This is a genomic window from Streptomyces sp. NPDC050423, assembly GCF_040655445.1.
GTDB lineage: Bacteria > Actinomycetota > Actinomycetes > Streptomycetales > Streptomycetaceae > Streptomyces.
This window is the reverse complement of the sequence record NZ_JBFAJY010000035.1, coordinates 35,389-48,569: the sequence shown is the minus strand read 5'-3', so window position 1 is coordinate 48,569 and position 13,181 is coordinate 35,389. Positions and strand designations below refer to the sequence as shown.

12 protein-coding genes are annotated in these 13,181 nt (G+C 71.3%); 8 read left to right on the top strand and 4 right to left on the bottom strand.

Annotation, left to right across the window (positions count from 1 at the left end; all coding sequences use genetic code 11):
* Positions 1-64: 64 nt before the first annotated feature.
* From AB0I52_RS24225 to AB0I52_RS24210, 4 genes are read right to left on the bottom strand one after another with little or no spacing between them, the layout of a single operon-like run.
* Positions 65-634 (bottom strand): ATP/GTP-binding protein, encoded by a 570-nt coding sequence (locus AB0I52_RS24225; RefSeq protein WP_362962772.1) that lies wholly within the window; start codon positions 632-634, stop codon positions 65-67.
* Positions 635-640: 6 nt separating this feature from the next.
* Positions 641-997 carry a DUF742 domain-containing protein gene (locus AB0I52_RS24220; RefSeq protein ID WP_362962833.1) on the bottom strand — a complete coding sequence of 119 codons (357 nt, stop codon included), beginning with the start codon at positions 995-997 and terminating at the stop codon, positions 641-643.
* A 47-nt stretch (positions 998-1,044) separates the two neighbouring features.
* On the bottom strand, positions 1,045-1,482 hold the full coding sequence (locus AB0I52_RS24215) for a roadblock/LC7 domain-containing protein (RefSeq protein WP_123463130.1): 438 nt from the start codon (positions 1,480-1,482) through the stop codon (positions 1,045-1,047).
* Positions 1,479-4,313 (bottom strand): nitrate- and nitrite sensing domain-containing protein, encoded by a 2,835-nt coding sequence (locus tag AB0I52_RS24210; protein WP_363075803.1) that lies wholly within the window; start codon positions 4,311-4,313, stop codon positions 1,479-1,481. Before AB0I52_RS24210 ends, AB0I52_RS24215 begins: the two co-directional genes overlap by 4 nt.
* A gap of 372 nt (positions 4,314-4,685) precedes the next feature.
* Between AB0I52_RS24210 and AB0I52_RS24205 the strand changes: the two genes are divergently transcribed.
* From AB0I52_RS24205 to AB0I52_RS24170, 8 genes are all read left to right on the top strand, one after another.
* Complete coding sequence (locus tag AB0I52_RS24205) at positions 4,686-7,613, top strand: Na+/H+ antiporter subunit A (protein ID WP_363075801.1); 2,928 nt, start codon at positions 4,686-4,688, stop codon at positions 7,611-7,613.
* Positions 7,610-8,275 carry a Na(+)/H(+) antiporter subunit C gene (locus AB0I52_RS24200; RefSeq protein ID WP_363075799.1) on the top strand — a complete coding sequence of 222 codons (666 nt, stop codon included), beginning with the start codon at positions 7,610-7,612 and terminating at the stop codon, positions 8,273-8,275. Before AB0I52_RS24205 ends, AB0I52_RS24200 begins: the two co-directional genes overlap by 4 nt.
* A complete protein-coding gene (locus AB0I52_RS24195) occupies positions 8,272-9,924 on the top strand; it encodes a Na+/H+ antiporter subunit D (protein ID WP_363075797.1) in 1,653 nt (550 codons plus the stop codon). Before AB0I52_RS24200 ends, AB0I52_RS24195 begins: the two co-directional genes overlap by 4 nt.
* A complete protein-coding gene (locus AB0I52_RS24190) occupies positions 9,921-10,568 on the top strand; it encodes a Na+/H+ antiporter subunit E (RefSeq protein WP_363075795.1) in 648 nt (215 codons plus the stop codon). Before AB0I52_RS24195 ends, AB0I52_RS24190 begins: the two co-directional genes overlap by 4 nt.
* The gene (locus AB0I52_RS24185; RefSeq protein WP_363075793.1) at positions 10,565-10,891 is read left to right on the top strand and encodes an MrpF/PhaF family protein; all 327 of its coding nucleotides are present in this window, start codon (positions 10,565-10,567) and stop codon (positions 10,889-10,891) included. Before AB0I52_RS24190 ends, AB0I52_RS24185 begins: the two co-directional genes overlap by 4 nt.
* Positions 10,892-10,895: 4 nt before the next feature.
* Positions 10,896-11,249, top strand: a complete 354-nt coding sequence (gene mnhG, locus AB0I52_RS24180; RefSeq protein ID WP_363075791.1) for a monovalent cation/H(+) antiporter subunit G — start codon at positions 10,896-10,898, stop codon at positions 11,247-11,249.
* 45 nt (positions 11,250-11,294) lie between these two features.
* Positions 11,295-11,882, top strand: coding sequence for a hypothetical protein (locus AB0I52_RS24175; protein ID WP_363075789.1), 588 nt, complete (start codon positions 11,295-11,297; stop codon positions 11,880-11,882).
* Between the two features lie 91 nt (positions 11,883-11,973).
* Positions 11,974-13,095 carry a P1 family peptidase gene (locus tag AB0I52_RS24170; RefSeq protein ID WP_363075880.1) on the top strand — a complete coding sequence of 374 codons (1,122 nt, stop codon included), beginning with the start codon at positions 11,974-11,976 and terminating at the stop codon, positions 13,093-13,095.
* Positions 13,096-13,181 lie beyond the last annotated feature (86 nt).

The window sequence follows — 13,181 nt, the reverse complement described above, 5'->3', positions numbered from 1 at the left end:
CCAGAGCGGGAGTCAGCGGAAAACAGCCTGAATCAGCGAAAGGACTTTACGGGCAGGGGACACGTCAGCCGGCCGCGACGGGCAGGCTCATCAGGTGGTCCACCAGGGCCAGCAGCACGTCCCGGCCGAACGGCCGGTCGCGCACATCGCCGACCAGCAGGGGGACGTGGGGGTCGAGGTCGAGCGCCGCCCTGACCTCGTCCGCCGTACGGGTGTTGTGGCCGTGGAAGCAGTTGATCGCCACCACGAACGGGATGTCACGGCTCTCGAAGAAGTCGATCGAGGCGAAACTGGTCTCCAGCCGGCGGGTGTCGGCGATCACGACGCCACCGAGTGCGCCGTTGACCAGGTCGTTCCACATGAACCAGAAACGCTCCTGGCCCGGTGTGCCGAAGAGGTAGACGACCAGCTCGGGACTGACCGTGATCCGGCCGAAGTCCAGCGCCACGGTGGTCGTGTCCTTCTGGCCGACACCGGCCAGGTCGTCGACGCCGATGCTGGCCTTGGTCAGGAACTCCTCGGTACGCAGGGGCGCGACCTCACTGACGGCGCCCACCAGAGTGGTCTTGCCGACGCCGAAGCCACCGGCGATAAGGATCTTGACGGCGGCGGGGGCCGCGTAACTGCTTGTCATCTTTACTCAGAGTCTCCGGAGTCCGTCGCGAACAGCGGCCAGCACGCCCATGTCCGCGCCGCCGGCCGCCCGTGCCACCGAGAGCGGGGCGCGGGCGAGCAGCAGGCCGTGGGACACCAGGTCCGCCAGCAGGATCTTGGTCACCGAGACCGGGAGGTTGAGGTCGGCGGAGACCTCGGCGACCGCCGCGGGACGCCGGCAGCGATCCAGGATCATCCGGTGCTCCGGCTGGAGCCGGCCGGGCCGGGCCGCCGCGCCGTGTTCGTCCCGCGGGTCGTGTGCGGTCGTCAGTACGGTGATGAGGGTGAAGTCGTCCCGCTCGGGGGCGGTCCGGCCACGGGTGATGGTGTACGGGCGCACCATGGTGCCCGCGCCGTCCTCCTCCGTCTCCTCGTCCTCCCAGTGCGGGGTCACGCGTGCGGCCCGTCCCCGCCGCCGAAGGCGTCGAAGTCACCGCGCACCGGGGTGCTGAGCTTCTGGCCGACCTGCTGGACCAGGTTGTGCATGGCCAGCGACATGATCTCGGCATCCACCTCCTGGGAGGCGACGACGGCCAGGTGCGTGCCCTGGGCGGCCGAGATGATGAAGAGCCACAGGTCCGACAGCTCGACGATCACCTGGTGCACGCCGCCGCCGTTGAAGAGCTGCCCGACACCGCGGGCCAGGCTCTGCTGGCCGGTGCAGATGGCGGCCAGCCGCTCCGCGTCGGCGCGCTCGACGGTGCGCGAATGGCTCACCACCAGGCCGTCGTCGGAGAGCAGCACGGCGTTCAGGGTCTCGGCCACCGAGTCCACGAGACCGTCGAGCAGCCAGTCGAGGTCCTGGTGAGTGGCGGTTGTGCGTGTCATGACCGTTCTTCTCTCGTGGGGTGGTGGGCGGGCGGGTCGGGCTCCGTCGGCGCTTCATCTGTCGCGCGGGCGGCGCGGGACCGGCGCTGGAAGGCTCCGATCGCGGCTCCGGCCCGACGGGGGGCCGGCCGGAGCGGTGGGTTGTTGTCCCGGTTCGGCGGCTGCGACGCGGCAGGCCGGGCGGCCGGGGCGATCCGCAGCTCGTCGGCGAGGCTGGCCTGCCGTACCCGGCGCGGCAACGGGGGTTCCGCGGCGGGCGGGGCCGGCAGCGCGGGCCGGCCGGACCCGTCACCGGGAGCGATGGCCTCCGGCGACGGCGGAGCAGGATGGTCGGGCTCGGCCACCGGCAGCTGTGTGTGCTGTCCGGCGGCCGGGTCCGGCTGCCGGACACCGGGGACCGGGAATCCGTTCGGGTCCCCGGCGCGGCCCGCCGGATACGGTCCCGTGTACGGCTGTTGCGGAGTCATGTACGGCTCCTCCGGCGTGGGATACGGCTGGTGCGGTACGGGGTACTGGCCCTCAGCCTTCATGTACGGCTGCTCGGCCGGGGCGTACGGGTCCTCGTGGGAGCTGCCGTACGGGGACGCCGGTCCGGCGGAACCGTACGGGGATGTCCCGGGCGCGGTTCCGGTGTACGGCGGGAACGGGTGCTCGGTGTCGCCGAACGGGTCGTCGGCGGGCGCGGGCTGCGGCCGCGGCCCCTCCCGGTCGGGGAAGGGCTCGGACGCCACGGTGTACGGGGCCGCGCTGTAGGGAGCCGCGGTGGCATCGAACGGTGCGCCGGACGCGTGCAGCGCGGTGACCCCGGCGAGGGCCTGGCCGCGGCCCCGGCTGGGCAGCGCCTCTCCGTCGCCGGTCGCGGCGGGCGGCGCGGGGGCCGGGGCGGCCTCCTCGGGGGACGGCACGCCCACCGGGCCGGTTCGCGGCTCGGGGACCGTGAGCGCGTCGGGGACGAGCACGACGACGCGGGTGCCGCCGAAGGCCGAGGGGCGGAACTCCACCCGCAGGCCGTGCTGGTCGGCGAGGCGTGCGATCACGTACAGGCCGAGACGGATGTCGTCGGAGTGGGCCAGCACGTCCATCCTGGGCGGACGGCTCATCAGCTCGTTCGCCTCGGACAGCTGTTGCTCGTCCATGCCGAGCCCGCGGTCCTCGACCTCGATGGCCAGACCCCGGCTCACCCGGGCGGCCCTGACCTCGACGGGGCTGGGCGGCCTGGAGAAGCTGAGGGCGTTCTCGATCAGTTCGGCGAGCACGTGGGAGACCGGTCCTACGGCTCGCTCCGTGAGCCACGGGGTGCCGTCCAGATCCAGCACCACGCGCCGGTAGTCCTGCACCTCGCCCTGGGCGGAACGCATGACGTCCAGCAGCGGAACGGGCTTGCGCCAGCGCCGGTGCGGGGAGCCGCCGGCGAGGATCACCAGGTTCTCCTCGTAGCGCCGGAGCCGGGCGGTGAGGTGGTCGAGGTCGAAGAGGCCGTCCAGGATCTCGGGGTCCTCGTGCTTGCGCTCCAGCTCGTCCAGCTTCTTCAGCTGCTGGCCGATCAACTGCTGGGTGCGGCGCGCGATGCGCTGCAGCAGCCGCTCGAAGCCGCGGTGCTGGTCGGCCTGTTTGACGGCCGCCTGCACGGCGCTGGTGCGGGCCAGGTTGAGGGCGTTGCCGAGCTGCGTCAGCTCGTCCGACTTACTGCTCCTGGCGTCGTGCGCGATGGCACGGGCCTCGGCCTCGACATCGATGCGTTCGCCCTTGGCGAGCCGGTCGATGACATCGGGCAGCGTCTTCTCCAGCTCCTCGGCCCGCTCCTGGAGCCGGCCGATGCGGCGGCGCAGGTTACGGGTGAGGCGCCAGGTGATCCAGATGACCGCGATGACCGCGAGGAGGCCGATCACCGTGGTCAGGACGACCCTGATCAGCAGCGAGACGACGCTGTCCTTGCCGTTCTCGACCACCAGGGCGGTGCGGTGCTCCATCAGCTTCACGAGCTGGGGCGTGAGCTGGTCCATCGCGCCGCGCCAGGTCTTCTCCTGGGCGCCGAGGCTGACGAATCCGGCACTGTCCGGGTCGGCGGGCCGCAGCACCTGCGTCTCCACCTGGGTCTTGGTCTTCCAGGCGGGACTGCTCGCGATCTCGTCCCACATCGCCTTCTCGTCCGGCGGAAGGTAGGGGGCGACCTTGTCGGAGTACTGGAACGACTGGCTGGAGACGGCCTGCCGTACCTGCTGGAGGTCCTCCGTGCTCAGCTTGCCCTTCGGCCAGCCACGGGCCAGCAGGGCGTCCGAGCGCGAGATCATCTCCTTGGTCCAGAACAGGTCGACCAGCGGCTGCGAGAGTGTGGTGATCTTGCCGTTGTCCACATGGCTGAGCGCGGTGAACAGCTTCAGGTCGACCGCGATCAGATCCGTGTAGTAGCCGTACACGGCCTTCTGCTGGTCGTTGCCGCCCTCGTCCACGAGGGTGCGTTGCGCGGGCAGTTGATTGATCGCCTCGCGGGCCTGGCCGACCGCGTCCCGGACCTCGCCGGGCGCGTCGTCGGCGGTCACGCCCGAGAGCGACTGGAAGCTGGTGATCGCTTCGTCGGTCAGCTTGCGCTGCTTGCGCAGCGCGTCGGTGACACCTCCGTGGCGGGCCAGAGTCTCGGCGCTCAGCCGACGCTCCTCCTGCAAGTTGTAATACACGATATTGGACGGCTGGCCGGCTTTCTGGGCCAACTGTCCCTGGGCTGCCTGGCTCTGGAAGTCGAGCAGAGTCTGACCACTGGTGACGGCCCAGAGGGCGGCCAGTGCGACACCGGGGACGATGGCCAGTACGAGCAGGGCCGTCCGCAGCGACATGGTGGTCGATTCGCTCCGCCGAGACGCGCGCGTGCGCAGGGCATGCTCCTTGGCGATGATGCCAGCCTCACGACTGGTCAAATCCGTTTAGAACTTCGACAGATAGATATTAGCCACACTGTAAAAATGAAAAGGAAGCGGGCTCACATGTACAACACTGATCACTCACGTCTTCACCATCTACGCGCGGAGCTGCCGCGACCGATCTGAGTGCGCCCGGGTGGGCGCGGCGCGCCGTACGGGTGAAGCCGGTTCAGGGATATATCTGTATTTAGTGCTCTTTGTCCGTCCTGCGACGCTCTGTTCCGCGACACTCTGTTCTGCGACACCCGATTCAGCGGCATCCCGCGCCGGGTCTCCCCGCGGAGCCGTATGACCGCGCTCATCGTCTGCCACTTCGTCCTGGCCGCGTGCGCCCGCCCGCTGGTCCGGCGACTGGGCAGGCGCGCCTTCGTCGTACTCGCCCTGCCACCGGCGGCCACCACCTGCTGGGCCCTCGCCCAGTGGGACACCGCGGCCTCCGGATCCTCGGTCACCTGGTCGTGGAACTGGATCCCGGCCTACGACGTCTCCCTCGGCCTGCGCCTCGACGCGCTCGCCGAACTGATGGTGCTGCTCGCGGCCGGTGTCGGCACGCTCGTCCTGCTCTACTGCGCCTCGTACTTCACCGACGACACTCCGCAACTCGCGGGATTCGCCGGGAACCTGCTCGCCTTCGCGGGGGCGATGCTCGCCCTCGTCCTCACCGACGACCTGATCTCGCTCTATGTGTTCTGGGAGCTGACGACGGTCTTCTCCTACCTGCTCATCGGATACGACAGCGAACACCGGCACAGCCGCCGCTCCGCCCTCCAGGCACTCACCGTCACCACCTTCGGCGGTCTCGCCATGCTGATCGGCTTCCTGATCATCGGTCAGGAGGCGGGTACCTACCGGATCTCCGCGATCCTCGCGGACCCGCCCCGGACGGGCATCGCCGTCTCGGTGGCCGTGGTGCTGATCCTGTGCGGGGCACTGTCCAAGTCGGCGATCTGGCCGTTCAGTCTCTGGCTCCCGAACGCCATGGCCGCGCCCACCCCCGTCAGCGCCTACCTGCACGCCGCCGCCATGGTCAAGGCCGGTGTCTACCTGGTCGCCCGCCTCGCACCGGGATTCGCCGACGTGCCCGTGTGGCGACCCGTCGTGATGGTCCTGGGCGCCGCGACCATGCTGCTCGGCGGCTGGCGGGCGCTGCGGCTCAACGACCTCAAGCTCGTCCTCGCCTACGGCACCGTCAGCCAGCTCGGCTTCCTCACGCTCCTCGCCGGTGTCGGCAGCCGTGACGCGGCGCTGGCCGCCGGCGTGATGATCCTCGGTCACGCCCTGTTCAAGGCGCCGCTGTTCCTGGTCACCGGCATCGTCGACCACGCGGCCGGCACCCGGGACCTGCGCAGACTCTCCGGCGTCGGACGGGCGCTGCCGCACGTCTGCGCCGTCGCCGTGATCGCCGCCGGGTCCATGGCCGCACTGCCACCACTGCTGGGCTTCGCCGCGAAGGAGGCCGCCTTCGAGGCGCTGCTGCACGGCGACACCGCGGACCGCTGGGCGCTGGGCATCACCGTCGCGGGGTCGATGCTGACCGTCGCCTACACCGTCCGGTTCGTCTGGGGGGCCTTCCTGCGCAAACCCGGCGTCAGCGACACCCCGGTCCACCGGGTCGGCTGGGCCTTCCTCGCCCCGCCCGCGCTGCTCGCCGCCTGCGGGCTGGTACTCGGGCCCGGCGTCGGGTGGACCGACCGGCTGCTGAGCGCGTACGCGGACACCTTCCCCGCCCCCGCGCACCCGTACCACCTCGCGCTCTGGCACGGACTCGGCACCGCGCTGCTGCTCTCGGCCGTCGCCCTGGCGGGCGGCGCCGCGCTCTTCGCGTGGCGCGGAGAGGTCACCCGGCTCTCCCGGCGGATCGCCTGGCCGACCGCCGACAACGTCTTCGGCCATCTGCTGCTCGGCCTGGAGCGGCTCTCCCTCCAGATCACCGGATTCGTCCAGCGCGGCTCGCTCTCCGTCTACCTCGCCACCACGCTGCTCGTGATGCTCGGCGGGCAGCTGGCCGTGCTCGGTGTGGACCGCCCCTGGGAAGGTGCCGTGGCGCCCCGGCTCTGGGACGCACCGCTCCAGGGCGCCGTCGCCGTACTGACCTGTGCTGCGGCACTGTTCTGCCTCGTCGTCAGACGACGCATGAAGGCCGTGGTGCTGGGCGGACTCACCGGATACGGGACCGCGTTGCTCTTCGTCGTCCAGGGCGGTCCGGACCTGGCGCTCACACAGTTCTGTGTGGAGACCGTGTCGATGATCGTGTTCGTGCTGGTGCTGCGACGGATGCCGGTGCACTTCCAGGAGTCCGTCAGCGGCTGGCGGCGTGCCGTGCGCATCCCGGTGGCGCTGGCCGCGGCGGCGACCCTGAGCGTGGTGGTGTGGGTCGCGGCGGCCGCGCGTACCGCGAAGCCGGCAGGCGCCGCCATGGTCGAGGAGACCGCGCGCCACGGGCTCAAGGACGTGGTGGCCACCATCCTGGTCGACCTGCGGGCCTGGGACACGATGGGGGAGTCCGCCGTGCTCGCCGCCGCGGCGATCGGTGTGACGAGCCTGATCTATCTGCACCGCCGCGCCGAGGGAGCCGGCTCGCCCCCGGGGAGACAGGGGCACACCGCCTGGTCGGTGACCACGAACCGGCTGCCGGGGCTGCCGCACGGCGACGAGGGGGCGCCGGAGCGCGGTTGGCTGGCGGCCGGCGCCACGCTGGCGCCCGAGCACCGCTCCGTGGTGTTCGAGGTGGTGGCCCGGCTGCTGTTCCACCCGATCCTGGTGCTCTCGGTGTACCTGCTGTTCTGCGCCGAGAACATGCCGGGGGGCGGCTTCGTCGGCGGGATGGTCGCGGGAGTCGCCCTGATCACCCGCTACCTGGCGGGAGGCCGCTTCGAACTCGCCGAGGCCGCCCCGCTGCAGCCGGGACTCTTCACCGGTCTCGGCCTCTTCCTCTCCACCGGAGTCGCCCTGCTGGGCCTCGCCGACGGCACGGTCCTGCACGCCTGGACCCACCATGGACATCTGCCGCTGATCGGTGCGTACCACTTCGGTACGCCGGTGATCTTCGACTTCGGGGTCTATCTCCTGGTGCTGGGCGTGGTGCTGGACATCGTGCGGGCCCTCGGCGCCAAGATCGACCGGCAGATCGAGCGGGCCGCCGCCGAACAGGCGACGCGCCGGACGGCCGGACCGGCCGCCCGGCCGGAGCCCGGGACGGGGGGCTCCGCGCCATGACCGTCAGCGCCTCTCTCCTCGCCACCGCCGCGGTGCTGTGCGCGGCCGGCGGCATCCTCATGCTCACCCGGCCCCTCACCCGGATCCTGCTGGGCGCGGTGATCGCGGGCAACGGCATCAACCTGCTCGTCCTGTCCGCCACCGGCACGGCCGGCCGCGAACCCCTGCTCTACGGCGTCGCGCTGAGCAAGGTCACCGATCCGCTGCCCCAGGCCATCGCCCTCACCGCCATCGTCATCACCCTCGCCACCACCGCGTTCCTCCTGGCCATGGCCTACCGCAGCCACCAGCTGACCGGCACGGACGAGGTCCACGACGACGACGAGGACCGGCGCATCGTGCTGCGCGCCGAGGTGCTGGGGGAGCGCGACGAACTGCGCGAGCAGTACCGGGCCGAGTCGGAGCGTACGGACGAGGAGCGCCGCCGGTACCGCGCGGAGCGCCGCCGGCTGAGAGCCAGGCTGCGTGCCGACCGCGCCCTGCAGGCCCGCGGCCGGGACGCGTCCGGGGACCTGTGGCACGACGTCCTGGGCGCGGACCCGGAGCACTACGCGGCGCAGGCGGACGACGGGAGCCCCGGCCCTCCCGAGGAACCGGGCCCCGCCGCACCAGGCGGACCCGGCACCACGCCCGACGACCCGAACCGAGGAGACACCGGGTGAACGCACTCGTCCCGCTGCCGGTGCTGCTGCCGCTCTGCGCCACCGGCCTGAGCCTCGCCTTCGGCACCCGGCTCAAACAGGTCCAGCGCTTCATCAGCGTCGCCGTGCTCACCGCCGTACTGGGCCTCTCGGTCACCCTGATGATCGCCGCCGACATGGACGGCCCGCTCACCGTCCACCTCGGCGACTTCGCGCCGCCGCTCGGCATCACCCTGGTCGCCGACCGGCTCTCCGGGCTGATGCTGACGGTCTCCTCCGCCGTCACCCTCTGCGTCCTCGTCTACTCCATCGGCCAGGGCATGGCCGACCGGGACGAGGAGACACCCGTGGCGGTCTTCCACCCCGCCTACCTGATCCTGGTCGCCGGGGTCTCCTGCACCTTCCTCGCCGGTGACCTGGTCAACCTCTACGTCGGCTTCGAGATCATGCTGGTCGCCAGCTTCGTCCTGCTCACGCTCGGCGGCACCGGTTCCCGGGTCCGCGCGGGCTCCACCTACGTGATCATCTCCCTCTTCTCCTCGATGCTCTTCCTCACCGCCATCGCCATGACGTACGCGGCCACCGGCACCGCCAACTTCGCCCAGCTGGCCGGGCGCCTGACCGCACTCCCGCTGGGCGTCCAGACCCTGATCCAGGCGATGCTGCTGACCGTCTTCGCCATCAAGGCCGCCGTCTTCCCGCTCGCCGCATGGCTCCCCGACTCCTACCCGACCGCGCCCGCCCCGGTCACCGCGGTCTTCGCCGGACTGCTCACCAAGGTCGGCGTCTACTGCATGCTGCGCACCGAGACCCTGCTCTTCCCCGGCAACCGGCTCGGCGATCTGCTGATGGCCGCCGCCCTCGCCTCGATGGTCGTCGGCATCCTGGGGGCCGTGGCCCAGACCGACCTGAAGCGGCTGCTCTCCTTCACCCTCATCAGCCACATCGGCTACATGATCTTCGGCATCGGGCTCGCCTCCCGGGAGGCGTACGGCGGCGCGATCGTCTACGTCGTCCACCACATCACCGTGCAGACCACGCTCTTCCTGGTGGCCGGCCTGATCGAACGGCGGGGCGGGACCACCGAACTCACCCGGCTCGGCGGAATCGCCAGAGCCGCACCGCTCCTGGCCGTCCTCTTCTTCGTACCCGCGATGAACCTGGCCGGGATCCCGCCGCTGTCCGGATTCATCGGCAAGCTCGGGCTCATGCGCGCCGGTGTCGCCGACGGCGGTGTCTGGGCCTGGATCCTCGTCATCGGATCGACGGCGACCAGCCTTCTCACGCTGTACGTGATGGCCAAGGTGTGGAACCTGGCGTTCTGGCGGGCCGCACCCCCCGGGCAGGCGCTGGACGGCACGGTCCTGGAGTCCGACGAGGAGGACGACAGCGATGCCGACGAGGGCCCGGACCGGATGCCCGGTACCGGCGACGAAGGGGTACGAACCCGCCACCAGCCGGCCGGACGCGCGGTGGCGGCCACCCTGCACGGTCACGCCGTCACCACGACGACGAAGCTGCCGCGGCCGATGACCTGGGCCACCGCGGCGACGGTCGCGCTCGGACTCGCCTTCACCGTGTTCGCCGGGCCGCTGACCTCGTACACCGACCGCTCGGCCGCCGAACTCATCGCACGCTCCCCCTATATCGAGGCGGTGCTCGGACGGTGAGACGACTGATCAGGTTCTCCTACCGGAACAAGGACCTGCCGCCGTTCAGCTGCGAGTTCGGCGGCCGCCGCGGGCGGGTGCTCGACCTGCCGCTGATCGCCTGGCTCACCGTCATCTGGGTACTGCTCTGGTCCGGCCTGCACTGGGCCAATCTGCTGACCGGCGCGGTGGTCGCGGTCGCGGTCTGCCTGGCGTTCCCGCTGCCGCAGGTCGACCTCGGGCTCCGCCTGCACCCGTGGGGCATCCTGCGGCTGGCCGGCTTCCTGCTCCTCCACATGTACACCTCCGCAGTGCGGGTCACCCGGCAGATCTTCGCCGACCGTCCGCACCGTGCCGCCGTGATCGCCGTACCCCTGCGCTGCCGCTCGGACCTGATGCTCACGGCGACCGCCGTCACGGTGTCCAACGTGCCCGGCGGATCGGTCGTCGAGGTGCGCCGCGCCACAGCCACCGTCTTCCTGCACGTCCTCGACGCGGACCGGCCCGCCGAACTGGCCGCGGCCCGGCGTTCCGTGTGGCGCCTGGAGGAGCTGACGGTCCGGGCCTTCGGCACCCGCGACGAGATCGCCCGCGTCGCCGTTCCGCCGCCACCGACCGCACCACACACCGGCGAGCAGCCGGGAGACCAGGGGGAGGACGCATGAGCGTTCCGGAGACCGTCGACCGGGTGCTGCTCATCGCGGCCGTCGTCGTGATCGTCATCGCCGGAGCGGGTCTGCTGACCCGTATCTGGCTGGGCCCCTCCATGCTTGACCGCGCGATCTCACTGGATGTCTGCGCGGCCCTGATCATCGCCGGCCTCGGCGCCAAGTCGGCCTTCGCACGCGACCCCTTCTACTTCCCGATCATGCTGGTGCTGGCCTTCCTCGGCTTCACCGGTTCGGTGGGCATCGCGCGCTTCATCGCCGTACGCGACCGGCCGCCGGGCCGCCCGCGCGCCGACGGACCCAAGAGGACGGGCAAGTGAACACATGAGTGACTGGCTTCAGATCACCGACACGGCAGGCGCGGTCCTGGTCCTCCTCGGCGCGGCCGTCTGCCTGCTGGGTGTGATCGGCATGCTGAAGCTGCCGGACGTCCTGTCCCGCAGCCATGCGGCGACCAAGCCGCAGTCGCTCGGCCTGCTGATCGTGCTGGCGGGGGTCGCGCTGCGACTGCGCAGCGGCATGGACATGGCGACCCTGGCGCTGATCGGCTTCTTCCAGCTGATGACCGGCCCGGTCGCCTCGCACCTGGTCGCGCGCTCGGCGTACCGGACGGGACAGGTCGACCACGGCGAGCTTCTCTTCGACGAACTGGACGAGCAACTGACGGAAGAGAATTAGGCGCCCTCCGCTGCCGCGCGGCGCGGCAGGTCGAGGACGGCGCTCGTGCTCGGCTTCACCTCGGCGGCGCTGTTCGCCTACATCAGCGGATCCAGTTTCGTCTTCGAGAGCGTGCACGGTGTCTCTGCCACGGTGTACTCGCTGATCTTCGCGTCGAACGCGGTGGGGATGCTCATCGCCGGTGTCACGTTCGCGCGGCTCTCCCGCCGGGTCCGGATGAACACGCTCCTGATCGCCGGGCTCACGGTCTCCGGCGCCGGCGCCGTGGCGCTGCTCGTGGTCCCGGCCCTGGCCGGGGAGACCCTCGCGGCCACCTGGATCTGCCTCTTCGTCACCATGGCCGGCATCGGCCTGGTCTTCCCCGCCACGATGAGCATCGGCCAGACCCTGGGGCGCGTTGCCCCGGGCGCGGCGTCGGCGCTGCTGGGCGGCCTCCAGTTCCTGTTCGGCGCGCTCGCCGCACCACTCGTCGGCGTCTTCGGTGAGGACAGCGGGACACCCATGGCCGTCATCGTGCTCACCGCACTCGCCCTGGCGGGCCTCGCCCTGATCCTGCTCGCCCGGCCGTGGCTGAGCCACGGCGAGGTCGCCGCCGGACCGGCCGGATCCGCGGAATCCACCGAGGCGGCCTGAACCGCTCCTGCCGGGGAGGAGGGCCGGTCCCGTATTCTCTGCGCGCATGGCTGACGACGGCGTGAGGGAAGAACCTGTGGACGAGAACCGCATGAGGGCACGCGAGTTGGGCATACCCCTGACCGGCGAGCCGGGACCGTGGAACGCGATCACGGACGTTCCCGGCGTCGAGGTCGGCTATGTGACCCTCTGCGAGGGCGACGACGTGCGCACCGGAGTGACCGCGCTCCTGCCGCGCGGCCGGGGCGGGGTGGGCCTGCCCTGCGCGGCCGGCTGGCACTCGTTCAACGGCAACGGCGAGATGACCGGCACCGCCTGGATCGAGGAGAGCGGCTCACTCGCCGTGCCGGTGCTCATCACCAATACGTACGCGGTCGGTCCGGTGCACCGCGGCGTGATCGAGTGGGTGCGCGCCAACTGCCGGGGCATGGCGCCGGAGTGGCTGCTGCCGGTGGTCACCGAGACCTGGGACGGCCACCTCAACGACATCCACGGCACGGCCGTGGAGTCAGGCCACGCCGCAGCGGCCATCGAGGCGGCGTCCACGGGACCGGTCGAGGAGGGCTGCGTCGGCGGCGGGACGGGGATGCGCTGCTACGGCTTCAAGGGCGGCTCGGGCACCGCGTCGCGGGTGGTGGAGTACGGCGAGGACCGCTACACCGTGGGCGCGTTCGTCCAGGCCAACTTCGGTGCGCGGCGCGAACTGGTGGTGGCCGGCGTGCCGGTGGGCCCCGAACTGCCCGACAGCCCCGGCCCGGCACCGGAGGGCGAGCGTCAGGTGCCACCCGGTGCGGGCTCGGTGATCGTGGTGGTGGCGACGGACGCCCCGCTGCTCCCGGGACAGTGCAAGGCGCTGGCCCGCCGCGTCACCCTGGGCCTCGCCCGCACCGGCACCACCGGAAGCCACTTCTCCGGGGACATCTTCCTGGCCTTCTCCACGGCCAACGAGTCCGCGCTGACCAGCACGTTCCCCGCCGACGACCGCAGCGCCCCGTACGAGTCGATGCGCTTCGTGCCGTGGGGCCGGATGGACCCCTTCTACGGCGCGGTCGTCGAGTCGGTGGAGGAGGCGGTGCTCAACGTGCTCACCGGCGCCCACTCGATGACCGGCCGCGACGGCCACCACGTCCGGGCGCTGCCGCTGGACAGGGTGTCCGAACTGCTGGCGGCACGCGGCGCCGGGCGGGCCCTCGCCCACGAACCGGGTCGTTGACCAGATCTTCCCGCTCATGACCGGTTGATGCGGCCGGGCCCCAAGATCGTCTCGGGCGCCCGCCCGTGGCCCTGAGCCCTCCCGGT

Coding starts and splice junctions, on each gene's coding strand:
- AB0I52_RS24225 (WP_362962772.1), bottom strand. CDS start 634: ATGACAAGCAGTTACGCGGCCCCCGCCGCCGTCAAGATCCTTATCGCC.
- AB0I52_RS24220 (WP_362962833.1), bottom strand. CDS start 997: ATGGTGCGCCCGTACACCATCACCCGTGGCCGGACCGCCCCCGAGCGG.
- AB0I52_RS24215 (WP_123463130.1), bottom strand. CDS start 1,482: ATGACACGCACAACCGCCACTCACCAGGACCTCGACTGGCTGCTCGAC.
- AB0I52_RS24210 (WP_363075803.1), bottom strand. CDS start 4,313: ATGTCGCTGCGGACGGCCCTGCTCGTACTGGCCATCGTCCCCGGTGTC.
- AB0I52_RS24205 (WP_363075801.1), top strand. CDS start 4,686: ATGACCGCGCTCATCGTCTGCCACTTCGTCCTGGCCGCGTGCGCCCGC.
- AB0I52_RS24200 (WP_363075799.1), top strand. CDS start 7,610: ATGACCGTCAGCGCCTCTCTCCTCGCCACCGCCGCGGTGCTGTGCGCG.
- AB0I52_RS24185 (WP_363075793.1), top strand. CDS start 10,565: ATGAGCGTTCCGGAGACCGTCGACCGGGTGCTGCTCATCGCGGCCGTC.
- mnhG (WP_363075791.1), top strand. CDS start 10,896: ATGAGTGACTGGCTTCAGATCACCGACACGGCAGGCGCGGTCCTGGTC.
- AB0I52_RS24170 (WP_363075880.1), top strand. CDS start 11,974: ATGAGGGCACGCGAGTTGGGCATACCCCTGACCGGCGAGCCGGGACCG.